At 42.1% G+C, this 24,066-nt stretch carries 24 protein-coding genes; 6 read left to right on the forward strand and 18 right to left on the reverse strand.

The genetic code is table 11. The features are described from left to right. Positions 1–63: 63 nt before the first annotated feature. The 16 genes from MUF05_00880 to MUF05_00955 all read right to left on the reverse strand — a co-directional run bounded on the left by MUF05_00880 (position 64) and on the right by MUF05_00955 (position 17,849). Positions 64–807 carry an NAD+ synthase gene (locus tag MUF05_00880; protein MCU0665640.1) on the reverse strand — a complete coding sequence of 248 codons (744 nt, stop codon included), beginning with the start codon at positions 805–807 and terminating at the stop codon, positions 64–66. Beyond that, positions 804–1,238, reverse strand: a complete 435-nt coding sequence (locus tag MUF05_00885) for a YbhB/YbcL family Raf kinase inhibitor-like protein (protein ID MCU0665641.1) — start codon at positions 1,236–1,238, stop codon at positions 804–806. Before MUF05_00885 ends, MUF05_00880 begins: the two co-directional genes overlap by 4 nt. A 105-nt stretch (positions 1,239–1,343) precedes the next feature. Beyond that, a complete protein-coding gene (phoU, locus tag MUF05_00890; GenBank protein MCU0665642.1) occupies positions 1,344–2,003 on the reverse strand; it encodes a phosphate signaling complex protein PhoU in 660 nt (219 codons plus the stop codon). A gap of 57 nt (positions 2,004–2,060) precedes the next feature. Then, on the reverse strand, positions 2,061–2,828 hold the full coding sequence (gene pstB, locus MUF05_00895) for a phosphate ABC transporter ATP-binding protein PstB (protein ID MCU0665643.1): 768 nt from the start codon (positions 2,826–2,828) through the stop codon (positions 2,061–2,063). 113 nt (positions 2,829–2,941) lie between these two features. Further along, complete coding sequence (locus tag MUF05_00900) at positions 2,942–3,688, reverse strand: phosphate ABC transporter ATP-binding protein (GenBank protein ID MCU0665644.1); 747 nt, start codon at positions 3,686–3,688, stop codon at positions 2,942–2,944. Further along, positions 3,682–4,533, reverse strand: coding sequence for a phosphate ABC transporter permease PstA (gene pstA / locus MUF05_00905; GenBank protein MCU0665645.1), 852 nt, complete (start codon positions 4,531–4,533; stop codon positions 3,682–3,684). Before pstA ends, MUF05_00900 begins: the two co-directional genes overlap by 7 nt. After that, positions 4,530–5,396, reverse strand: coding sequence for a phosphate ABC transporter permease subunit PstC (pstC, locus tag MUF05_00910; protein ID MCU0665646.1), 867 nt, complete (start codon positions 5,394–5,396; stop codon positions 4,530–4,532). Before pstC ends, pstA begins: the two co-directional genes overlap by 4 nt. Before the next feature lie 142 nt (positions 5,397–5,538). Beyond that, positions 5,539–6,408: a phosphate ABC transporter substrate-binding protein gene (locus tag MUF05_00915; protein MCU0665647.1), complete on the reverse strand. Its 870-nt coding sequence runs from the start codon at positions 6,406–6,408 to the stop codon at positions 5,539–5,541. A 40-nt stretch (positions 6,409–6,448) separates the two neighbouring features. Next, positions 6,449–7,117 carry a TIGR00153 family protein gene (locus MUF05_00920; GenBank protein MCU0665648.1) on the reverse strand — a complete coding sequence of 223 codons (669 nt, stop codon included), beginning with the start codon at positions 7,115–7,117 and terminating at the stop codon, positions 6,449–6,451. Positions 7,118–7,130: 13 nt separating this feature from the next. Next, positions 7,131–8,111 (reverse strand): inorganic phosphate transporter family protein, encoded by a 981-nt coding sequence (locus tag MUF05_00925; GenBank protein MCU0665649.1) that lies wholly within the window; start codon positions 8,109–8,111, stop codon positions 7,131–7,133. Positions 8,112–8,114: 3 nt separating this feature from the next. Next, entirely contained in the window at positions 8,115–8,795 is a 681-nt protein-coding gene (locus tag MUF05_00930; protein ID MCU0665650.1) for a hypothetical protein, read from the reverse strand. After that, complete coding sequence (gene mnmG / locus MUF05_00935; protein MCU0665651.1) at positions 8,788–10,701, reverse strand: tRNA uridine-5-carboxymethylaminomethyl(34) synthesis enzyme MnmG; 1,914 nt, start codon at positions 10,699–10,701, stop codon at positions 8,788–8,790. Before mnmG ends, MUF05_00930 begins: the two co-directional genes overlap by 8 nt. Positions 10,702–10,710: 9 nt before the next feature. Further along, on the reverse strand, positions 10,711–14,235 hold the full coding sequence (locus MUF05_00940; GenBank protein ID MCU0665652.1) for a TSCPD domain-containing protein: 3,525 nt from the start codon (positions 14,233–14,235) through the stop codon (positions 10,711–10,713). A 149-nt stretch (positions 14,236–14,384) separates the two neighbouring features. Further along, the gene (locus tag MUF05_00945) at positions 14,385–15,416 is read right to left on the reverse strand and encodes a LacI family transcriptional regulator (protein ID MCU0665653.1); all 1,032 of its coding nucleotides are present in this window, start codon (positions 15,414–15,416) and stop codon (positions 14,385–14,387) included. After that, positions 15,417–16,604: a hypothetical protein gene (locus MUF05_00950; GenBank protein MCU0665654.1), complete on the reverse strand. Its 1,188-nt coding sequence runs from the start codon at positions 16,602–16,604 to the stop codon at positions 15,417–15,419. Positions 16,605–16,613: 9 nt separating this feature from the next. Further along, a complete protein-coding gene (locus MUF05_00955) occupies positions 16,614–17,849 on the reverse strand; it encodes an ROK family protein (GenBank protein MCU0665655.1) in 1,236 nt (411 codons plus the stop codon). Between the two features lie 158 nt (positions 17,850–18,007). Here MUF05_00955 and MUF05_00960 point away from each other — a divergent pair, with 158 nt between their 5' ends. From MUF05_00960 to MUF05_00985, 6 genes are read left to right on the forward strand one after another with little or no spacing between them, the layout of a single operon-like run. Continuing rightward, positions 18,008–18,199 carry a MerR family transcriptional regulator gene (locus MUF05_00960; GenBank protein MCU0665656.1) on the forward strand — a complete coding sequence of 64 codons (192 nt, stop codon included), beginning with the start codon at positions 18,008–18,010 and terminating at the stop codon, positions 18,197–18,199. A 4-nt stretch (positions 18,200–18,203) separates the two neighbouring features. Further along, on the forward strand, positions 18,204–18,872 hold the full coding sequence (locus MUF05_00965) for a PilN domain-containing protein (protein ID MCU0665657.1): 669 nt from the start codon (positions 18,204–18,206) through the stop codon (positions 18,870–18,872). 1 nt (position 18,873) lies between these two features. Continuing rightward, entirely contained in the window at positions 18,874–19,449 is a 576-nt protein-coding gene (pilO, locus tag MUF05_00970) for a type 4a pilus biogenesis protein PilO (GenBank protein ID MCU0665658.1), read from the forward strand. A 1-nt stretch (position 19,450) separates the two neighbouring features. Beyond that, positions 19,451–19,846, forward strand: a complete 396-nt coding sequence (locus tag MUF05_00975; protein ID MCU0665659.1) for a hypothetical protein — start codon at positions 19,451–19,453, stop codon at positions 19,844–19,846. Next, a complete protein-coding gene (locus tag MUF05_00980) occupies positions 19,830–21,275 on the forward strand; it encodes a secretin and TonB N-terminal domain-containing protein (GenBank protein MCU0665660.1) in 1,446 nt (481 codons plus the stop codon). The genes MUF05_00975 and MUF05_00980 overlap by 17 nt, the downstream gene beginning before the upstream one ends. Next, positions 21,272–22,294, forward strand: a complete 1,023-nt coding sequence (locus MUF05_00985; GenBank protein MCU0665661.1) for a pilus assembly protein PilM — start codon at positions 21,272–21,274, stop codon at positions 22,292–22,294. The genes MUF05_00980 and MUF05_00985 overlap by 4 nt, the downstream gene beginning before the upstream one ends. A 27-nt stretch (positions 22,295–22,321) precedes the next feature. Here MUF05_00985 and MUF05_00990 read toward each other — a convergent pair whose 3' ends face one another. Together MUF05_00990 and MUF05_00995 are read right to left on the reverse strand one after the other, a co-directional pair. After that, positions 22,322–23,536 (reverse strand): type II secretion system F family protein, encoded by a 1,215-nt coding sequence (locus MUF05_00990; GenBank protein MCU0665662.1) that lies wholly within the window; start codon positions 23,534–23,536, stop codon positions 22,322–22,324. Between the two features lie 14 nt (positions 23,537–23,550). Continuing rightward, the gene (locus MUF05_00995) at positions 23,551–24,018 is read right to left on the reverse strand and encodes a hypothetical protein (GenBank protein ID MCU0665663.1); all 468 of its coding nucleotides are present in this window, start codon (positions 24,016–24,018) and stop codon (positions 23,551–23,553) included. Positions 24,019–24,066: the final 48 nt, after the last annotated feature.

A 24,066-nucleotide genomic window follows, 5' to 3' on the forward strand; every position in this document is an offset into this window, starting at 1 on the left:
CTTAAAGCGAAAAATGCAAAACTATAATTCAAAATTAAAAATTTTTAATTCTACGCTGTAGTTTTACGCTTTGCACTTTAAGTTTTTAGCTTTTAAATAACATATTTTCGGCCCTTGCCTCTTATGCAAAGAACAGGCCATCATTTTCTTTACCTTATCTACTTTTTGCTTAGAGGTCTTTGGTTTACTTTTATTCTCCATACATTCAAGTATGCCATCAAGTTCATTATAAGTAATCCCCATTTCGCCTTCATCGGTCTGGCCCGGCCAAAGCCCGGCAGTAGGGGCCTTGGTGATAATCTTTTCGGGAATCCCCATTTCCCAAGAAAGGCGCCTAACATCTTTTTTCAGCAAATCTGCTATGGGCAGGATATCTGTTCCTCCGTCGCCATATTTAGTAAAATACCCCACGCTTAATTCTGATTTATTGCCTGTTCCGGAAACTAAATACCCGTAGGTATTGGCAAAATAATACAAAGTCATCATCCTTAAGCGCGGTTTCAAATTTCCTAAGGCTAATTTGTTGCCTTTGGGCAAAGCATGAAAAAATAATTTATAAACTTTTGATAAATCTACGATCTTATAAGAGATCCCAAGCGCCTTAGCAGTAAGAAGCGCGTCTTTTAGATCTTGAGGGTTACTTTGTATGGGCATCATCAATCCTAAGACTTTATTTTTCCCTACCGCCTCTTTTGACAATGCTGCCACAAGCGCGGAATCTATCCCGCCAGACAAGCCTAGAATGATACCCTTGGCACCAGCCTGTTTAACTTGGCTGCGCATCCAATTTATAATCTTCTTTTTCATTTATTTCTCTTATACAATCCCATGATCTCTGCCTTAGCTATAACATGAGGCCCCATGGCCTTGTCTAATTCTTCCTTTGAGCACCCATCCATAAGCCCAAGCTTGTTATCCAAGGCAAATAATTTAAAAAAATAGCGATGTGTCCCTGACGGCGGGCATGGCCCGTGATATTCTTTTCTGCCAGCGCTATTTATCGCCTGTTTTCCGGGGACAGACGCCTCTCTAATATTGGCAATTACAGGCATGTCAAAAACCAGCCAATGCACCCAAGTCCCCATGGGCGCGTCCGGGTCATCCACGATTAAAACTAAACTTTTTGCTGCAGGCGGAACACCCGTTATAGCTAACGCGGGGCTTATGTTGTCCCCATCGCAGGTATATTTAACAGGAATAGAATCCTTATCCTTAAACGCTGGGCTTGATATTTCCATAGCGAAAATGTTGCTTAAAGAAAAACCTGAAACTAAAAATGCTAAAATAAATTTCTTAAGCATAATAGATATATTACCTCTATATGCGGGATCTGTCAACAAAGCCTAGCCCCCTTGATGCTTTACTACCTTTGCCTCTACCATGTAAATAACATCTTCAGCGATGTTTGTGGCATGGTCGCAAATGCGTTCCAAATGGCGGGCAATTAAAAGTAGCGGCACTGCCCTTGAAGCTGTGGAAGGATCGCGCGCCATATAATCATTAATAAGCTCATTTTCAACGCACTGCTTAAGCCGGTCTGCTTCCGGCTCCAATTCAACAGCTTTCTTAGCCTGCTGAACATCCCTGCTTACAAACGCATCAATGGAATATTTTACCATATTCTGGGCGATTACTGAAAGTTTCGGAATATCAATAAGCGGCTTTAATAAAGGCTTATCTACTAATTCCAAAACCCTTTCCGCGATATCTACAGCTAAATCTGCTATCCTTTCAAGTTCCGCGTTTATTTTCATACCCACAGTAATAAAGCGCAAATCCCCTGCCATGGGCTGATAACGCGCGATAAGGTCTATACAGCGCTCATCAATTAAAAGCTCCAACTGGTCAACTTTATTATCGCAAGAAATAACTTCCTGGGCCTCTTGCCTGCTTTTGTTCTTAAGCGCCTCTACAGACTTAAAGATCGCCTCTTGCGCGAATATGCCCATCTTAAGTATTTCCTGATGCAATTCTTTTAACTCATCATCAATATGCCTTTGCATAAAATACCTCCTTGCCCAGAAAGGGCACACCGGCGTAATTCAAGTAAACGCCGGGTGTTATCCATATCTACCGGTAATATATTCTTCAGTGCGCCTTTCTTTAGGTTTAGTAAAAATATTGTGCGTTGTATCAAACTCTACCAATTCCCCCAAAAGCATAAAACCTGTATCATCAGAAACACGCGCTGCCTGTTGCATGTTATGGGTAACAATTACTATTGTATACCTGGCTTTAAGCTCACGCATTAATTCTTCTATGCGGCTAGTTGCCTGAGGATCAAGGGTGGAACAGGGCTCATCCATCAACAATACATCTGGCTTTACCGCAATCAAACGCGCGATACACAAACGCTGTTTTTCCTCCAACGATAAAGATAAGGCGCTTTTCTTAAGCTTATCCTTTAGGTCATCCCACAATAAAACCGCTTCCAAGCTTTCCTGCACAATCTGGTCCAGTTTGTCCTTAGGCGCATCCATGTGCACTCTTTGGCCAAAAACAATATTTTCATATATGGAAAGTGGAAATGGATTTGGACGCTGAAAAACCATCCCTACTTTCTTGCGCAAAGAAACCAAGTCGGCTTTTGCGTCAAGAATGTTTTCTTGATCAACAACAATTCTTCCTTCTGTACGCACGCCTTCAATCAAATCATTCATACGGTTAAACACGCGCAGCATCGTAGATTTCCCGCATCCCGAAGGCCCGATAATCGCGGTAATCTTGCGCGCGCCAAAAGCGCAATTCACATTCTTTAGCGCCTGGAAATTTCCATACCACAAATTCAGATTATCTACTTCTATCTTCGGCGCATCTTTCTTATTCATAAATATCCCGTTCTCGAAGCTAAAAATTAAAAGCGAAAAAGGTAAAGCTATAATTCAAAATTTAAAATTTTTAATTTTACGCTATAGTTTTTCGCTTTACGCTTTACGCTCTCCTATCCAAACTTGCCGCTTATATAATCATTAGTCCTTTGATCATGCGGAGTAGTAAACATTTTCTCTGTTTTATCCAATTCAACCAATTCTCCATTTAAGAAAAACGCGGTCTTGTCTCCCACACGCGCGGCTTGTTTTACATTGTTAGTCACCAAAATTATGGTGTATTTTTCTTTTAGCTTTAACATCGCCTCTTCTACCTTAGCTGTAGAAATTGGGTCCAAGCCAGAACAAGGCTCATCAAAAAGAATGACTTCCGGAGAAACCGCCAATGTGCGCGCGATACATAAGCGCTGTTGTTGCCCGCCGGATAATTTAAATGCTGACTCATTCAAGCGATCCTTAACCTCATCCCAAATATAAGCTTTCTTCAAGGAATCCTGAACAATCCCCTCCAGGCTTTCATGTTTATTAATCCCGTTCATTCTTGCTCCATAGGCAACATTGTCAAAAATAGATAGCGGTAACGGCAAAGGCATGGCAAAAACCATCCCGATCTTTCTTCGTATTTCTTCCGCGGACAAGGAGGATAAATCCAAACTATTATATTGCACACTCCCAGTCATCTTAAAGCCCACCTGAAGATGATTAAGTTTATTTAGCATGCGCAAAAATGTAGTCTTCCCGCTATTAGCTGGCCCGATGATAGTTAATATCTCGCGCGCATTTACGTCAATAGTCAAATCACGTAAAACATGAGATTGGCCAAACCAAATATTAAGCTTCTTGACGGAAATACTTACCATTTCTTTCTCTTTCTGAATTTAGAGCGGATAATAATCGCAATCAAGTTCATAAAAAGCACCATTACCAAAAGTACCAACGCTGTTCCATAGCGGATCTTTTCATCAACATTGGGGACTTGAGTTGAAATAACATACAAATGATACGGCAAAGCCATGGCTTGGCTAAATAAAGAATCGGGTAATCTGGGAAGATAAAACGCAGCCACCGTAAAAAGAATGGGCGCTGTCTCACCAGCGGCTCTTCCTACACCCAAAATTGTCCCAGTAATAATTCCAGGGATGGCATTGGGTAAAACAATATTCCGGATCGTCTGCCACCTTGTTGCTCCTAATGACCAGCTTACCTCGCGAAAAGAATACGGAACACTCTCCAAGGCCTCGCGGCTGGTTGTAATAATAATCGGCAAAATCATAATTCCTAAGGTCAAAGACCCGGATAAAATAGAAACTCCGAATTTCAAGAAAACAACAAATAACGCCAATCCGAAAAGCCCATAAACTACCGACGGAACACCTGCTAGATTGACAATCGCAAGCCTTATAAAACGCGTTAACAAATTATCCTTTGAATACTCACTCAAATATATTGCCGCCAAAAGCCCGATAGGCAAAGCAAAAATAATCGCCCCTGATACTAAATACAATGTCCCGATTATCGCCGGGAATATTCCGCCAGCGCGCATACCCTGCCGAGGTATATCAGTTAAAAATTGCCAAGTAACCCCTGCGATACCCTTTTGGATAATAATAAACACGATCATCCCTACCGGCACAACAATTAATAACGTGGCCAAGAAAAGAAAAAAGAAGGCGATTTTTTGTGTTCTATGAACAGATTTTCTCATTTTTCTCTATGCAAAAATAGGTCAGCGGTTATATTAATAGCAAAACTTATAATAAATAAAACAATGCCGATGGCAAAAAGCGCAAAGTAATGGTCGCTTCCTACTACTGTCTCGCCCATTTCCGCGGCAACTGTAGCTGTAAGGGTGCGCACCGGCTGTAAAATCGTATGCGGAATAACCGCGGAATTTCCCGTAATCATCATTACCGCCATAGTTTCTCCGATTACTCTTCCTAACCCCAGCATCACCGCAGCTAAAATCCCGGGGCGCGCCGCAGGAAGGATCACCCTCCAAATCGTCTGCCAATGCGTAGCCCCTAAAGCAAAGGCGCCCTCTTTATAGCTCTTGGGCACAGAATAAAGCGCATCCTCAGCAATAGAAACTATTGTCGGGGTAGCCATAAAAGCTAACATGATTGACCCGGAAAGAGCAGTTAGGCCAGTAGGTATGTGAAAAATTTGTTTTACCCACGGCACTAAAGTTACCATCCCGATAAACCCTAAAACAACACTGGGTATTGCTGCCAAAAGTTCTATGCCGGATTTTAAAACTTCTTTAATCTTTGACGGCGCTACCTCTGCGATATACACTGCGCAGGCAACCCCAATGGGTATGGAAATAACCGCCGCGCCAAAAGTAACAAGAAGCGACCCCATGATAAGCGGCAATATCCCTAAACTGGGAGGCTCGGATATGGGATACCAGCTTTTTCCGAATAGAAAGGCAAACGGGGAGTAACCTTTAAAAAGAGCCAAGCCCTCTTTTAAAAGAAATAGAAAAATAAGTACTACAAAAACTATGGAAGCTAATCCGCAAATAAGGATTAGTTTCTCAATGACGAACTCTTTAATGGTACGGAACATAAAAAACCTTTCAGCTGTCAGCTATCAGCTATCAGCTTTCAGCTAAATACATAAAACTAGAAATCGCAACCCGACCCCCCTACCCTAAACCCGCAACTCACCCCCACCCCAGACCCATAACCCGCGCCCCACTACTCACCCTTTACTTTTTGATTGGCACAAAGTCTGTTTCTAAAACAATCTTCTGGCCTTCGGCAGACAAAATAAAATCAATAAACTTTTTTACCTCTTCTTTGGGCTGGCCATTGGTATATAAAAATAAGGGCCTAGAAATAGGATAGGCGCCTTTTACCACATTGTCTATTGTAGGCTCAACGTAAGCAGATTTCTCATCCTTTGCCACAGAAACAGCCTTTTGCTTGGAAGAAATATAGCCCATCCCATAATAACCGATACAGCCGGAGTTATTTGCTACCTCATCGGCAATAGCCTGCGAAGAAGAAAGCATCAGGGCTTCTGGAGCAAATTCTGATTTATCGTTAGGGTCATTGTTCCTTAAAACATGCTCCTTTAAATATACATGCGTGCCGGAATTTACCTCACGCGAAAGAATAACGATCTTGGAATCGCTTCCTCCTAATTCTTTCCAGTTCTTGACCCTGCCGGTGAAAATATCAGCCAGTTGTTTCATGGTTAACCGGCCTACCGGGTTAGAAGGATTTACCACTATTGCCAAGCCGTCAAGGGCGGCCTTTATCTGATTGGGCTCTACGCCTTTTTGCCGGGCAAGCTGAATTTCTTTTTGTTTGATTTCTCTGGAGCTGGCGGCAATATCACAGCTTGAATTAATTAAGCTTGCGATACCAGTCCCCGAACCGCCCCCCGTAACCGCGATAAATTCATTGGGATTAGTTTCCATGTATTTCTCCGCCCAACTTTGGGCAAGATTAACCATAGTGTCTGAACCTTTGATCTGGATAGATTGCTGTTTGCCAAAGACAAACGATAGAACAAAACAAGATAAAACTAAAAACACTCCCAAGCTCACCCTCACCCTATCCCCATAACTCATGCCTCACCTCTCATTCTTTAATTTATAATTCTACCTTTAACTAACGTGCCTTAATCGCTAATAATTTAATCAGATCTGCCGCATCTTCTATTTTATCAGTTACTCCTTCAAGGTATTCCGCCAACTGATAACAAAGCAATAAACTGACCGGATCCAAATCAACGCTTATGATGGATTCTATTAAAAGTTTCTTCTGGTCATCTGCTGCGTGTTCCAAGCGGTCCACTTCCTCACAATCCTGCAGGGCCTTCTTAAGGTCGTTCTTGGTCAGGCTGTCAATGCCGTCTTTAAACTTAGTAATAGAATCTAAAATAAGTTTTGTCCCGGCGGAAATATTGTCCAGGATATCTTTGGGAAGCTTTTTCTGGATAAAACCTAAAAGCCGCGCGGCGCCGTTTGTCCAGTCCGCGATTTTATCCAGCGTCTTGACAAAATGCATCAAGTCTTCTCTGTCTGGAGGCAATAAAAGCCCTTCGGAAAGCTCTTTGACCATCTTGGACCTTAGGATATCCGCCTGATGCTCGCTTTCCGCTACTTTTTCTATGGCCGACTTCTTCACTTCCGCGTCCTGGCGGATAAAGGCAGCAACGGCTTCGGAAAAATAGGTAACAGTTTTATAGGTTTCCTGGACGTGTTTCTGGGCGTCAATAAGGATAGACTGCTCTTCAGCCATGCCCAGCCACCCAAGGATATTTCTGGTTTCTTTCATTGTGAACCTCCTTCTAGATTTTGACAAAATTAATTATTATTTTCAAAATGATAAAACTCATTACCCCGGAAACAAAAGGTGTTGCCAGCCAGCAGAAAATTATATCTTTAATGATCCTAAAATTAAGCACCCTTATTCCTTTTACCAGGCCCACTCCAAAAATCGCCCCCACAATGGAGTGGCTGGTAGAAACAGGAATACCAAAAATTGTATAGATATGCACATTAATAGCGCTTGCTAACTGGGCGGAAAAAGCCATTAGCGGCAATAGCCGGGTAATTTCACTTCCAATAGTTTCAATGACCTTATAACCCCAGGTCACAATGCCTAAAATTATGGCGACACCCCCAATGACCACACTTACCCCGGGAGTTAAAATCCCGCTTCCGGCAATAACTCCGGTTGCGTTTGCCACATCATTAGCCCCCCAGGTAAAAGCCACATAACAGCCTCCCATAGTAACAAGGGCCGACATCACCGGCTTCACAAACCTTCTGGGGACTATCCGGTAGAAGATATTTTTAAACACGCTATAGAAAATATACCCCAATACTACAGCCCCCAAAGGGGTAAATACCCAACAAACAAAGATATCCTGCAATGCTTTCCATTTTATGGGAGCACCAACCGCTAATCCCGCCCCGGCAACCGCCCCGACGATAGAATGGCTTGTGGAAATAGGCATCTTCCAGTAAGTAGCAAGCGCCACCCAGCAACAGGCCGCAAAACAGGCCACAAGCGCTATGTATAAGGAAATATTCTTGGGCAATTGATCCAAAGGGACGATCCCTCGCCCAATGGTTTTCACAACCGCTGAACCCTGCAGAAGAGCGCCTAAAAAGCCGAATATACAAATTAAAATTATTGCCTGGCGAAGCGATAAAACACGAGAGCCGACTGCCACGCCTAAAGAATTGGCTGCGTCATTAGCCCCGATAGACCAGCCAACCGCTAGCCCCATAAGAATGGTAAAACCGATAAGAAGTATGTTCATGATTTATTTTGCTTCTTTTTCACCAGCGCATGACTTAACGCAGACTCCGCATATATATTGATCCACCAATCTTTGTTTCTGGAACTGTTTTAACTTCTCAAAACATTTCATATGGTCAAAATCTTCTTTTTTCTCTTTAATTGCCTGCGCGGGGCATATTTTCAGGCAAGAAAAGCATTTCCCGCAGGATTCACCAGAGGGCTTATCGGCCTTAAGCGGCATATCAGTAAGAATAGTAATAAGGCGCATTTGGCTGCCATATTTCTTATTCACCAAAAGATTATTTCTGCCTATCCAGCCTATCCCCGCAAGGGCCGCTATTTTCTTATGCGATAAATGCGCGGACTGCTTTTGCCAATCCACTATCTGGGAGGCGGGAATGCTTAAAGCGCGGAAACCTTTTTTCTGAATATGCCTGGCAACACGCAAAGATAGCTGATCCAAAAACATATTCACGCTTCGGTAATGATGAAAATAAAGCCGCGTGGGAGCATCCTCTATATCTTCAAGAACAGCGCTTGATAAACACACCCCCAAAGATATAGCAAACTTTAACTTTTCTTTGATTTTATTAGACAGAATTAACTCTTCTTTAAGATGGCCTATATCGCAAACCCCAAAAACATCCGCGCCTGAATCAAGAGAGAATTTCTTAAGCGAAAGGTAAGCTTTAGCCTTATCCATGATTTTTCTTCAGGTGAACCATTAAAATAGAGATTGCAACCGGAGTAACCCCGGAAATACGCGAGGCATGCCCTAAATTCAAAGGCTTCAAATTAATAAGCTTCTCTTTTATCTCACGCGAAAGCCCGTTAATTGCTTTATAATTTATTTCTTCCGGAATACGGATTTTTTCAAGGTGCTTGAAACGTTGCACCTGCGCAAGCTGCCGCTTAATAAAACCGCTATATTTTACCTCAATTTCCACTTCCCGCAAAGCAAAATCGGGAATTTCTGATATCTGCGGGGCAAAACTGCCCAAATCCTTAATCCCCACTTCCGGGCGCTTCAGGATATCTTCCAAAGACGTTGTTTTTTGCAAGCTTCTGGTGCCTAAACTTTCCAATATTTTGTTTATTTTATCTGCCGGCTTAACGCGATGACGATTCAATAAATTTATCCCGCTTATTACAGCCTTCTCTTTGGCTTGTGTTTTATTATACTCTTTTTTGCTAACCAAACCCAAATCAAACCCATGTTTCCTAAGGCGCAAGTCCGCGTTATCCTCGCGGATAATAAGGCGGTATTCCACGCGCGAGGTAAACATCCGGTATGGCTCCTGGGTGCCCTTGACCACCAAATCATCAATCAAAACCCCGATGTAACTGGTGCTTCTATCCAAAATAAACCTTTCTCTTTTTTGACAAGACAAACCGGCATTGATCCCGGCAATTAACCCAAGACTGGCAGCCTCTTCATAACCGGTAGTGCCGTTGATCTGCCCGGCTAAAAAAAGATTTTTAATGCGTTTGGTTTCAAGCGTAGGAAAAAGCTGTGTTGGAGAAACCACATCGTGCTCAATGCCATAGCCAAAACGCAATACCTTCGCCTCCTCTAAACCCTCTATCGCATGCAAAAACTTAAGCTGCACATCTTCAGGAAGGCTGGTAGATAAGCCATTAGGATAAATTTCATTGCCTGCTCTTGCTTGCGGCTCTAAAAATATCTGATGCCTGGCGCGCTCGGGAAAACGCACGATCTTATCCTCTATTGACGGGCAATAACGCACGCCGGTAGATTTAATAATGCCGGCGTAAAGAGGAGAACGGTTAAGATTATCGGCAATAATTTTATGCGCCTTTTGATTGGTATGGGTAATATGGCAGGCAAGCTGTTTTAGATTTATTTTAGAACTGGAAAATGAAAATGGGGCAGGCGGATTATCGCCTTCCTGGATGATGGTGCGGGAAAAATCTATTGTGTTTTTATCCAAACGCGGGCAAGTCCCGGTCTTAAAACGCAAAATATCAAATCCCAGGGCCTTAAGGTTGTTTGATAAATCTATTGCCGCCGGCTCATTGATCCTTCCGGCAGAATGATGCTCTAGGCCAATATGCACTATGCCATTTAAAAATGTGCCCGCAGCGATAACTACGCAGGATGAATATAATTCTTCCTTGTCAGTTGTTTTAACCCCGCAAACCTTATCCGCTTGAATAATAAGAGAGGAAACTTGCGCTTCTTTTATTGCCAGGTTCTTCTGCTCTGATAAAAGCTTGCGCATATATTCATTATACGCGTACATGTCTATCTGGGCGCGGGATGACTGCGCTGCCGGGCCCTTTGAAGAATTCAATATTCTAAATTGTATCGCGCAAAAATCAGCAGCCTTTCCCATCACCCCGCCAAGCGCGTCTATTTCTTTTACAAGCTGGCCCTTGCCTACTCCTCCGATAGCCGGGTTACAACTCATCAAGCCTATGTCCTTGGCGCTTAAAGTAATAATTAAAGTCTGGCATCCCATGCGCGCGCAGGCTATGCTCGCTTCAATGCCGGCGTGGCCGGCGCCGACGACAATCACATCAAAAAAACATGGGGACGGTTCTGTTTTCTTAAAAACAGAACCGTCCCCTTTATTTTTTTCCTTCATTTCAAAAACCTAACACTTAGAATAACCGCAATGGCACTTCACGCATCCTTCTTCATGCCGAAGCGTACCTCCGCAATCCGGACAAACCCCCACAATATCAGCGCCATTATCACTGACAGACGAAGGTTGATCATCATGCGAATGTTTCATGGCAATCTCAGCCATCTCTTGAACTAGTTTTTGAGTAGGGACATTTACCAGCCGCTTTTCAATAACCCGGGCAATAGCATCAGCGCAGGAAAAGATTCTTTGCCCCTTTTCCCACGAAGGGCTGGGGCAGCGGATATTGCGCAACTGCTCAATAATAGATTTTACCTCTACGCCGGCTCTGAAACTCAAAGAAACAAGCCTGCCAATGGCTTCTAATTGCGAACCTGCGCAGCCGCCGGCTTTGCCCATCTGGGTAAAAAGCTCAAAAGGCCTGGCCTCCTGATCCACGTTAATGGTCACATACAAATTGCCGCAGCCGGTAGCAACTTTAGTGGTAGTGCCACTTATAACTTCGGGGCGCGGACGAGGGCTTATTTTGCCTGACTCCACAATATTAACCACCATAGACTCTTGAACTTTTTCTTTATCTTTCCTGGCAATATTTAAAACCTGCTCCTGACGGCTGTTATCGCGGTAAATAGTCAACCCCTTGCAATTTAATTCATAGGCCATCAAATAGGCCTTTCTCACATCTTCAATAGTAGCATCATTTGGAAAGTTTATCGTCTTAGAAGTAGCATTATGAACGTATTTCTGAAAGGCAGCCTGCATACGCACGTGCCACTCAGGAGTTATGTCATGGGCAGTGACAAACACGCGCTTCACATCAGCAGGGACTTCTTCAATATCTTTTAAAGAAGCATGCTCCGCTATTTTCTCCATCAATTCCCGGCTGTAAAACCCTCTTTCCTTGGCAACTTCTTCAAATAAAGGCTCTACCTCCACAAGTTTATCATTATCCATAACATTTCTATAATAAGAAATCGCGAACAACGGTTCAATCCCAGAAGAACAGGGACCGGCAATAATGCTTATCGTCCCGGTGGGAGCGATAGTAGTCAAGGTGGCATTGCGCAAATAAGATCCGCCATCTTTTTTATCATAGATACTTCCCTTGAATGCCGGGAAAACGCCTCTGTCTTTGGCAAGCTCCTGGGATTTCTTGGTTGCTTCATCAAGAATAAACGCCATGAGTTTCTCAGCTAATTCCACCGCTTCTTCAGAATTATAAGGAATGCCTAAACGGATTAAAAGGCTGGCCCAGCCCATCACCCCTAAGCCGATTTTACGGGTGCGCTTAGTAGCTCTTTCTATATCGGGAAGCGGGAATTTATTTACATCTATAATATTATCCAAGAAATGCACTGCGGTTTGAGTAACCCTTCCTAATCTCTCCCAGTCTATTTCGATCTTCGCGCCATTTTTCTTATACATAAGGTCCAAATTAATGGAGCCCAAATCACAGCTTTCATAGGGCAAAAGAGGCTGTTCGCCGCAATCAAGTGAAATAAATCCATTTGAAATAAAGGTTAGGGTCTGCGGTTCTGTTAAATCGTATACTGTTTCTTCCCCGCATGAAGTTACGCTTTCAACCGTTTCCTCAAAACTATCTTTAAAATAATCCTTGCTATAAAACTTTGCTGTCTTTTGAGAATGCCTTTCGCACATAAAACCGACTATTTCTAAAAATTTCATAACGCTTTCTCTGGATATTTCTAATTCAAAACAAACACCGTCAGTCTTATAATTTTTTTCCTCGCCAGATTTTGTTAAGTAAGCGAAACAAGTTCTTTCCCCCCTATTTCTATCGTATATTCGTGATTTTATCCCCAAATTCAACAAGATAATTTGAACTCCTTTAAGAAGTTTATCGGATTTCGCAGTAAGCCGGACATATGAAGAATGCTCTTCTTTATAGTTAACCGTCCCGTCGGCAGTAAATAACCCCTGCAGAAAACCAATAATTGCTTCCTTAGGCGCCGTATAAATTGATTCCGGCACTTCTTTGCCTTGGGCCTTACAAACTTTTACTCCTAACTGCTTAAAGAAATCTACGAAATATTTACTATGATACGAAAGATGATACACATTATTTTCTCTTAATACCTCCTTGATATCCTGCCCATAGAAACCATTGAGAATAGGTTTCATATATTCGAGAACGGTTTTATCATCCTGGCTGAATGTGAAACCTGCGCGGCAATTTTTATCGCCATCCCTTAGCCAACCATCGCCGACAAGCAGCCCTAACACCTGCCCAAGCTGCTTGGACCATTTTTCGGGCAAATTTAATTTATAGCCTCTGCCATTTTCTCCTTTGAATTCATTACAAACTTCAAAAGGCAGGCTATTGTCGGAATTAAAAGGTATGCCCTGCGGCTGGATAATAACCTTATCTTTATGCAAAGTTAAATCTTGAACCTTTACCCAGCCATGCGTAGTCATAAGCTGATGATCCGCGGTGGCAACTAATTCAAACCCGGATTTTGTCGTAACTTTGAAAACTGGCTTAACGCCTGTTTTAAAAGCCGCGGAAATCACATTTTGCGAAAGAGCCAATTTTGCCTCTGTGGCTACAGCTGCGTGCTCTTTGCTTCCATAAAGAATTTCTCCTACCCTATCGTCGGTAAATATAGCTATGCCGCCGGAACTGTAATTCTTGGCCAAATCCCTCATCCTGACTAACCCTTTTTCAGTAGAAATAAAAGTATCCCCTGTGACGCATGGGTTGGTGCTTTGAATTTGGCCTAATTTCGGAGTGGGATTGCCTTCGTTCATGCGATCAATAAAAATTATGCCGGGTTCTCCATTTTTATGCGCCTGCTTAACAATCAGATCAAAGACCTCTCTTGCGGAAATCTTCTTTACCAGCTTATCATTATGCGGCTCGCGCACCTCATACTCCTGCCCGCTTTGAAGCTTATCCATAAACTCGTCGGTAATAGCCACCGAAATATTAAAATTGGTGATCTGGTGGTTATCTTCTTTGCAGGTAATAAATTCTAAGATATCCGGATGGTCAACCCTTAAAATACCCATGTTCGCGCCGCGGCGTGTGCCGCCCTGCTTGACTGCTTCGGTAGCTGAATCATAAACTTTCATAAAAGATACCGGACCCGATGCCACTCCTCCAGTAGTTTTAACCACAGCATTCTTAGCGCGCAATTTAGAGAAAGAAAATCCTGTGCCGCCGCCTGATTTATGGATCATCGCGGTTGCCTTAAGCGTTTCAAAAATAGATTCCATAGAATCTTCTATCGGCAAGGTAAAGCAGGCGCTTAATTGCCCCAGTTCCCTGCCAGCGTTCATAAGGCAGGGGGAATTGGGCATGAACTCCAATGAAGCCATCACCTGATAAAAGTTTTTTTGTGTTAAAGCGACGTCTTCATTGCTTGCGCCGTAAAACCTGTCCGCGGCGGCAATAGCAGAACAGACCCGCTCAAACATCTCTTGCGGGCTCTCAATAACTTTACCGTTTGCATCCTTCTTAAGGTACCTTCTTTCTAATACTTTCAGGGCATTATCGGAAAGCCGTGTGTTCATCTTGTACTCCGCGGTTAATGGGGTGGATAATATTTATTAAGAGGTTTTAATTATAGCACTTGCGCCAAAAGCTTGTCAAGCAAAATACTATATATGGGGTATTTTTTATTCTATTATACTATAAATTGTGTTTGTTCTCCGACGATAATTTACGAGCTGGACAAAGCCCTGCAGGATTCGCGAATAATTAATTCTGCCGGCAGGGCAATCCTTCTTACCTTGGAAGGTTTTTCCTGATTCATCACGCGGTGTAATTCTTCAACGCTCATCTGCGCCATTTTTACCAGTGGCTGCCTTACTGTAGTCAAAGAGACCGGCCCATATAACCCTGAAGGATTGTCATCAAAACCAACTATAGATATATCTCTGGGGATTTGTTTGCCCAGCTCCTTGGCGACTGCCATAACTTCCAAAGCCATGGAATCCGAAGCCACAAATATCGCTGTCGGAGGATCAGGCAGCTTCAACATTTTTTCCGCGGCCTGGCGCGCCTGGCCGCGGGAATAATCAGTTCTTATAATATAATCCGGCCGAAGCGCGATATTGTGTTTTTCCAATGCCTGCTTATAACCTTCTAAACGTTGCGCGGCAGCTTGCGTAATTAAGTCTCCTGTGATGTGGCCTATTTTCTTATGTTCCAAACTAATAAGATAATTTACCGCTTGTTCTGCCCCGCCCTGATTATCTATGACAATACAATTAACATCCAGGTCTGACACATAATTATTGATCACCACACATGGGATCTTATTGGCATAGGCATCTTCCAATTGATTACGGTTAGCAATGATATCCGCGAAGATAACTCCCCCTACCCCGTTTAATCCCAAAACAGAATTAGCGTCGGAAAGATGCAAAAGAAGGTCTAATTTTAAAACCTCGCAAAGCGTGCCAATGCCGCGGATAAGCTCTAAGGCGTAGAATGAATAAAACATGCCTTCATACCGGGGTATGACCAAGGCTACGGTATTACTTTTTCCAGTTGCTAAACGTTGGGCGATAATGGAGGGCTGATAATGCATTTGCTTTACCACCTCAAGCACCTTAAGACGGTTCTTGGCCTTTACTGATGGTAATTTATTGACAACGCGGGAAACTGTAGCCGGAGAAACGCCTGCGGCGCGCGCCACATCTTCAATGGAAACTGCCTTTAGGGCATTATCTTTTTTCTTACGGGTCATTTATCTTCTGATGATATCCCCGACTTGGGGCGTATAAGAGTCGTTTAACATGTCGCAAGCGGCTATCGTTTTACTTAAACGGATCACTTCCAAGACAGAAACTACCTGGTCGTTTTTATAAATATGCAGTTTATCCCCCACTGCCAAACCAGAATTATCTCCAACATCCACAAGGACAAAATTATTATCTTTGTTCACCGAGATTATTTTTCCTAAACCACCGGGGCTTATCAGGCCCTTGGAAAAAACGGGGTCTTGCTTGCCAACCGCTTCTGAAGGGCGCACAATAATGGGAGGCAGCTCTACATTCTCTTTATTCTCTTTTACTTTCTCCGTGCCGTCAACAGTAAAACCTGCGCCCGCAACATTAGTTGACTGAACTGACTTATCTTTTACTAAAATATCCATTTCTTTTACTTTCTTCTCAAGCTCTAAATTAATATCCTGAAGCTTCTTGATCTTCTTTTCAAGATCAATCTTGCGGGTGCTTAGCTGTTGAAGCTGACGGCGCAAGACTTCATTATCGGTCTTCAAAGACTTTGCCGAATCATTGATCTGCAGTTTATCATTCTTCTCGCCCACCAACTCCAGAGCGATATTATCAACCACCTTCTTATTATAGATAATCTGTTTTTGCGCGTATTCCAGCTGGCGCGCCAGATCCTGCTTTTCCTGGTTTAAACTGTTGATCTCCAGCTCGAGAGCGTTTTTCTCACGCTGTAATTGTTCATTGTTTATCTTTAAGTCACGGGAGTCGCTGCGTAAATTTTCCAGCTGCATGGAAATAGCATTCTTATCCCTTAAGACGCCTGCCCAATAATCATCATTTGGCGCCTGCGTCTGTTCTCGAGTAACAGGCGCGCTTGCGCTGCTTTCTTGCAATTCTTTGATCTTACTGGTAAGCTTCTCCCTGGCCTGCATTAAATCCTCATAGCGTTTTTTAAGCTCATCGCGCTCATCGGTTATCTTGCTTAATTTTGAATTAATGGAAGAATACTTTGATTCTAGAGTATCGTAATCCTTTTTAAGAGAATTCACCCTGTCGGTTAAGTCTTTATTTTTTACTGACAGGCCTTCTTTCTCTTGTTCCAGAAGCTGATTAGCGGTAAAGGTCTGGAAAAGCACAAAACCGCAAACAAGAAGAAGGGCCACCAAACTTAAGATTACTATCTTTACTTTTTGTTCCATTACGCCTCCTTATAATAATCTAGCAAAGACCCTGTGCATAACTAAGCTGGCCGCGCCTAAGGCGACAGCATTTTCTCTTAATTGCGAATATATTATTTCCAAATTCTCAGTCATTTCCCTGAATGCCCATTCACGAACGGTGCTGCTGACCTGATTCAAGAATTTATCCCCCGCCTCTTCTAAGCCGCCGCCTAAGATCACCGCCTGCGGATTAAGAAAATTAACCATGCAGGCTATTTTTACCCCCAGCCGATAAGCGGCTTTTTCTAAAGCCAGCGCTGCCATCGGATGGTTGGCGCGGTTTGCGATAAAAACACTCTTTAAGTCCACGTTATTGATGTTGCTGGAAGTAAGAGAGAAAAATTCATCTGCCTTTTTCTTGTCTTGCGCGAGCATTTCTCTTATGTCATCGATAATGCCCATATCTATTTCCCAGCGCTTGATAAAACAGCTTTTTCCCGCATCACAATTAAACTGGTCCTGCTTGGCGTAATTATAGATGGAAACTTCTCCGGCATACCCTTGGGAACCGGTGTATATTTCACCGTTGATCATGATCCCGCAGCCGACCCCGGAAAACATATAAATAATATTCTTAAAATCCCGGGTTAAATCCAGCCACTGCTCTCCAAAACAGGCGGCGGTAGCGTCATTTTCGATAAGCGTGGGAAAATTAAATTCCTTTTCAATTATATCGCGCAGCGGCAAATCCACAGAGGCATAGGTATAATAATGGTCCATCTTCTGCGGCCAATGGATAAGGCCGGTTTTCTTATTTACCAGCCCCGCAATGCCAATTCCTATACCTTTAATATTAGGGGTGTATTCTTTGGACCTTCTTAAGATCTCACGGATAAGCTGCACCACACATTCAGTTATTTCCTTGACCGATGGCTTAGGCCGAGCGATCTGGGTCTTGGTTACGATGTTGCCTTTTAAATCCAGCAACACCCCGACCATATTCATTAAATTCAAGCCGATACCTATTATATAACCGGCCTGTTGATTCAAATCAAGCAGGGTCGGCCTTCTGCCGCCTTCAGAAACATCAAGTTCCCGCTCGTAAACCAAGCGGCCCCTGATAAAATCATCAATATAATTGGAAATGGTCACCACATTAACGCCCATAAGCCTGGAGATATCAGGCCTGCTTATCGGGCCCTGGCGCCTTAAGATATCCAATATGGAAATATTACGCCTTTCCTTCTCGGAAAGTTCTTCTTTCTTAAAGTCTATTGGCAGCATAGTATTTGGGAGATATTTGGTTTGTTTATTTTATACTACTAAAGGAACCTTTAGTCAAGTATTTTAATTTCATAAAGTTACAGAAATTTTACTTGACAAGAAATTTAAATATAGTAATCTATACTTAAATATACCAAGCTATACCAAAGTATATAAAAATGAACACAAGATACTACACCACCAAAGACGTATTAAAGAAAGTCGGCATCTCGCGCACCACATTATTTTTGTGGCTGTGGAACAAAAAGGTCCCTGATGTCAAAAGAAACCGCAATGGCCACAGGGTGTTTACTGAAATCGATATCCAGCGTATTTTAAATTATAAAAATAAGCTTACTCTTCCAGAATAGGCCTATGCCCTTAATAAACCTTTTGCCCAGTGAATTAAGGAAAGCAAAAACAGCCGCCCAGAAAACAACGAAAGCTGCTTCCGGGATCCCCAAGCCGACTATACATATTAAAGTAGACATTTCTTTCTTAAAACCTGTCCTTTGGGTGATACCGGTATTGCTGGCAGTAACTGGCGCTGTCTATGCCCAAGCCTATTTTAAAGAGCAAAAACTTAAACACCTTGAAGAAAAACTGGGAAACTCCAAAGCGATCTCCAAGAAAATAGCGCAATTAAAACAGGATATAGAAAAGAACGCGCAGGCCTATTCTTTTCTGGGCCGGGCAGTAAACAACACAAAATGGTCAGAAAAACTTGAGCGCCTTACTCAAATAATCCCTCCTCAGATATGGTTATCCAAATTAACTGTTGATTCTTCGACAATTAAGAATTCTCCCGCGGCTAAAGAAAACAGGGATGCGCCTAAGAAATCTGAAAAGATCGTCCTTGAGGGAAGCGCGACCAGCGTAATAGAAGCAGAAATTATTTCCGCTATAACAAACTTCATAGAAAAAATTAAAGCAAGCCCTGATTTTAATCAAACATTCGCTGTCTTTAAGATGGGGCAGCTGCAATCAGTCAAAAAAGGCAATTTAACGGTAATGAATTTCACTATTACCTGCTCGTCAGAATAATATGCAAAGTATAAACGAAATCTTAAATAATCCCAAGGTCCAGAAAATAATAATCATTATTGTTGCTGCGATATTAGTGGCTGCATATTACCCATTCGCATTATCATTGTGGAATAAAAACAAGGCCATTGATGAAAAGATTTCTCTGTCCTTACAACAAATAAATTTAGGCAGCCACATCAACGTTAACCAGCAAGCCACAGAAGAAGAATTTAAAAAATCGCAAAAACAAATCTTGCAGTTGGCGGATAAATTCTTCATAAGCGCCGAAGAAATATTTGTTGTGTTAAATAAGATCGCCGCAGCAACAAAGATAAGCTTTAAAAACATCGAGCCTTTTGAAAGGCAAAAAATGGAAATCCCCAACAGGGATGATATGTATATTGATAATTTACCGGTTAAAGTGGATATTGTCTGCAATTATCATCAATTAATCACGCTGTTGGACAAAATAGAAAAAACCGATAAATTCATAAGCGTTGAAGACATAAGGATCCGGGGGGTGCCTTCTAATATATGGGAACATGAGGTGCAAATTAACCTAAAAGTCCCCCTATTGGTGGCTAATGCTAAATAAAATGCGCCATAAAATTCATAACATGAAAGCTTTCTTGGTTTTCTTATCCGCTATAAATATATTTATAATTGCATTTGCACAAACAAAAGAAATCAATTATAATAGCGCTGAAGAAAGCCGTGATCCTTTTATCCCTTTAGTGGATAATAACGGGAACTTGCGCAAAGAGTTTAAGCGGCCGGTTGATGAAGCAAGCATCCCAAAAGTAAACTTAATGGGGATAAGCGACCTCTCCGGAACATTTTACGCGATAATTGACGGAGAAATGGTCAAAGAAGCAGACACGATCAAAGAGTTAAAAATCGAGAAAATATATTTTGACCGGGTAATTGTAAGTTACGCCGATAAAATATTTGAATTAAAGTGGGAACAGGAGAAAAATGCAGGGAAAAAATAGTGTCAGCTATCAGCTTTCAGCTTTCAGCTTTCAGCTAAAAACTAAAAAAACAATCGCTATAATTACCCTGATCCTATTCTTTATGGGAATGTGCCCGTCTCTTTTACTTTCCCAAGACCAGCAAGAAACAAAAACCGCATCTAATCTTATAAGCCTGAATTTGCGCGATGTGAATATTGAAGACGCGCTTAAAGTGATCGCCCAGGCAAGCGGGATGAATGTCATCTTGGATAAAGACGTCAAAGCGACAGTAAATATCAACCTTAAAAACGTTACCTGGAATACCGCGCTTGACAATATCCTCAAAACCAACCAATTAACCTATAAAATACAGGAAAACATTATCCGGGTGATGACCTTAGATTCTTTGAAAAAAGAGGACGACACCCTTCCCCTGTCTTTAAAAATCATTTCGCTTAATTTTGCCAGGGCCGATGAAATACAAAAATCATTAACCAAAATGCTTTCTCCCCGCGGCAATATTGAAATAAACGCCTCCACAAATTCTCTGATCATAAGCGATTCGCAAGAAACATTCCCCAAGCTTGAAGAAGTAATCTCCAAGCTTGACACCCGCATCCCGCAGGTCATGGTAGAAACCCTGATCGTCAGTTTTAAAGGCAGCAACACCTACCGACAAGGCGTGGATATGACCCTTATGAGCAACAAACACGGCACAGACCGCCAATATTGGCAATATCCTGTGGGCGATCAAAACGGAATGGCCGGAGTTATGGATTTTTCCTATGCCAAGCCTATTCTATCAGGATTAGACCTAGCCAGCACCTTAAGGCTTTTTTCCGAAGATGCCCGGGTAAACATCCTGGCCAATCCTAAAGTAATGACCCTGGATAACAAAGAAGCCTCCATAGAAATTCTTGAACAAGTCCCTTATCAATCTCAATCTACCACAGAACAAGGAACCGTGGTCAGCACCTCATTTAAAGATGCTGGCTTAAAAATATTGGTTACCCCGCATATTACAAAAGATCAGTTTATCTCTTTAGCGGTAAAAGGCGAACACAGTTATATCGCAGCCTACGTTAATAACCAGCCGCAGATAGATGCCAGAAAAATAGAAACAAATTTCATGCTAAAAGACGGAGAAGTAGCGGTAATCGGTGGTTTACGTAAAAAAGACAAGACTTACACCGTAACTAAAGTCCCTGTCTTAGGGGATATCCCTTTTATCGGAAAGATTTTATTCAGTAAAATAGTCAAAACAGACGTAGATAATGAATTAATAATTTTTATCTCCCCGCACATCATGGAAACCAACCTAGCAAGCTCTTCCGAGCAGATAAATTACAAAGGCGCACATGAAGAATTAGTAGGCCTGACAAACAAGAAAAAAGAAGCATTAAGAAATCAGGCTATTGAAAATTATTTTCAAACGCAGCAACCGCCTTCCCCAAGAAAGAAGCAATGAAAATGAAATTCCCTTTCTTCTCCAAAAAGCCCAGTAAGTCAATCGGCCTGGATATCGGAAGCTCCCAGCTAAAACTTATTGAGCTTGACGCGACAAAAAACTCGGCACAGGTTACATCCATGGCCATGCAGGATATCCGCCAGTCTAAAAACATATCCGATGAAATAAAAAAGATCTTTAACGATAATAAGATCTCCTCAAGCAAGGTCAACGTGGCTGTTTCCGGAGATGGAGTGATCGCTCGGTATTTATCCATGCCCAAGATGAGTTATGATGAATTAAAAAAAGCCATAAGTTACGAGCTTGAGGAACATATACCCTTTAAGCCGGAAGAAGTATACACGGATTTCTTTATTACCGGAGAGGACACAACAGCTAAGAATAAAATGCATGTCTTTTTGGTAGCCACAAAAAAAGAGCTGTTGGACAAGTATATTTCAATGCTGGAAAAAGCGGAATTAACGCCCAAGATAATAACTATGGACGCGTTGTGTTTGATGAATATATTCTGCTTTAACTATCCTGATAAAATAAAATCTAACGTTACAGTGCTGAATATAGGCGAGAGAACCACTAATCTTATTATCACCAGGGACAAAACTCCCTATTTTGTGCGCGATACCCGCTTTGGGGGAGAGACTGTTACCTCCATTATCCAGAATAAACTCAATATCGCTAAGGATGCCGCCGAAGAAATAAAATTAAAATTAAGTTCGCAGGATATAGAATTGGCCAAAACCATAAAAACCACACTAGCCACGCTTCTAAATGAAATATTTGTCTCTATTGATTTTTACGAAAACTTAACCGAGAAAAAGATTGATGAGATTTATCTGTCCGGTGGGTCATGCTTACTCTATGGCCTTAAGGAATTCCTAAGCGGATATTTGGGCATCCAAATCAACCCTCTTGACCCCTTCAAAAATATCACCTTTGCGCCTTCCATAGCAAAAGAGAAGATCGCTGAACAAGCGCCTTTCATGGCAGTTGCCGCGGGTTTAGCCCTAGAAGAAGCATAATCCCAAACTTTATAAAACGCAGGTTGATTATTTATTTATAAGGGTGGTTAACTGGAATATCGGCATGAACATCGCCACCACAATAAAACCGATAGTTACCCCAAGAAAGGAAATTATCAAAGGTTCGATCATAGAGGTCATTTCAGACATAGAATCATTGACTTGCGTCTCGTAATAATCTGAAATCTTAGTAAGCATTCTTTCTAATTCGCCTGTCTGCTCTCCCACGGCTATCATCTTAACTACAAAAGGCGGGAATTTTCCGGTCTCTTCCATCGGCTCTGAAATATTCTCTCCCGCTCGCATGTTTGACCTTATCTGCTCGGTAGCCATTTCAATTATTTTGTTTCCTGAAACCTTACCCGCTATTTCAAATGCCTCTAAAATACTTACCCCGCTTTTTACCAATGTTGCTAATGTGCGGGTAAAGCGACTAATGCAGATTTTACTTATAATCACCCCGAATATAGGCATTTTAAGCTTAAAACTGTCAAAATTTATCCTGCCTGAAGCAGAGCTGATATACCTGTTCAAGGCCACAATCCCCACAATTACAAGAATAAATAAAACAGGAAAATACCTAACGGATAGGTCGCTGGCTGTAATTAAAAATTGGGTAGGAGCCGGAAGGTTTCCTCCCAGGCTAGTAAAGATATTCTTAAAAGTCGGTACCACCTTGATCATCAAGAAAGCTATAATAATGCCCGCCATGCCTACAACCAGGGTAGGATAAGTCATGCTGGATTTTACTTTACGTGAAAGGTTTTCCGAACGCTCCAGATAATCTGCGACCCTCTCCAATATTTCATTAAGGCTGCCGCTTGATTCGCCGGCCTTGATCATGTTTGTGAATATCCCCGGAAATGCCTTGGGATATTTGGCGAAAGAGGCGGAAAGGCTGTTTCCAGACTCAATATCATTCTTAATGTTCACAATTATCTCTTTTAACTTAGGATTCTCCACTTGATCATGGAGCACATTTAAAGCTGTGATCAGGGATACTCCGGAATCAATAAGAGTAGCCAGCTGTCGGGAAAAAACAACCAAATCCATGGATTTTATCTTTGCCCCACCAAATGATAGGGAGCTAAATTTCTTTTGCCCCTCGCCTTCAAAAAGATCAATAATGGTCAAGCCCCGTTTCTTAAGCTCTTTAACGGCAGAGGATTTTTCTTGAGCTTCAATAACCCCGGTTATGGATTGGGCCTTTTGGTCGCGCGCAGTATAAGTAAATTTTGCCATATGCGGTTAAAGCCTTATTTGTAATATTCTTTTATCACCTTTAGAATCTGTTCCTTGGTTGCGATCATTGAAACCACCTTGCATCTTGAGCTTTTCTCAACCTCAATTACGGCTTCTTTATCTAAAGGATTGCCCATAGCAACCACAAGGACATTGCCTATTTTCTCCAAAGGGACGCAAAAATGTTTAGAAGCTATTTCTTTAGGGATAAGCTTTACCAAGTCTTTGGTTATTTTATATTTTTCAATGGGCATATAGATGATCTCCGACTGATTAGCAAGCGCCATGCTTAAGGCCTCCTGTGAAATAAACCCCATCTCCACAAGCACCTCTCCCAACATGCCGCCTTTTTGCCTTTGCGCGATAAGCGCCTGATCAAGCTTTTCAGAAGATATGACCCCCTTATTAACTAAAAGCTGCCCTAAAAGGCTGGTCTTAGCGACAATGCGCTGGGAATGCTCTTGGCTCTTCCTTTTATACATTATTCATCCCTTAAGATTTTACCTCTATAATATTATCTTATTTTGCCA

The sequence above is a fragment of the Candidatus Omnitrophota bacterium genome, assembly GCA_025453395.1.
Lineage (GTDB): Bacteria > Omnitrophota > Gorgyraeia > Gygaellales > Profunditerraquicolaceae > JAlOQK01.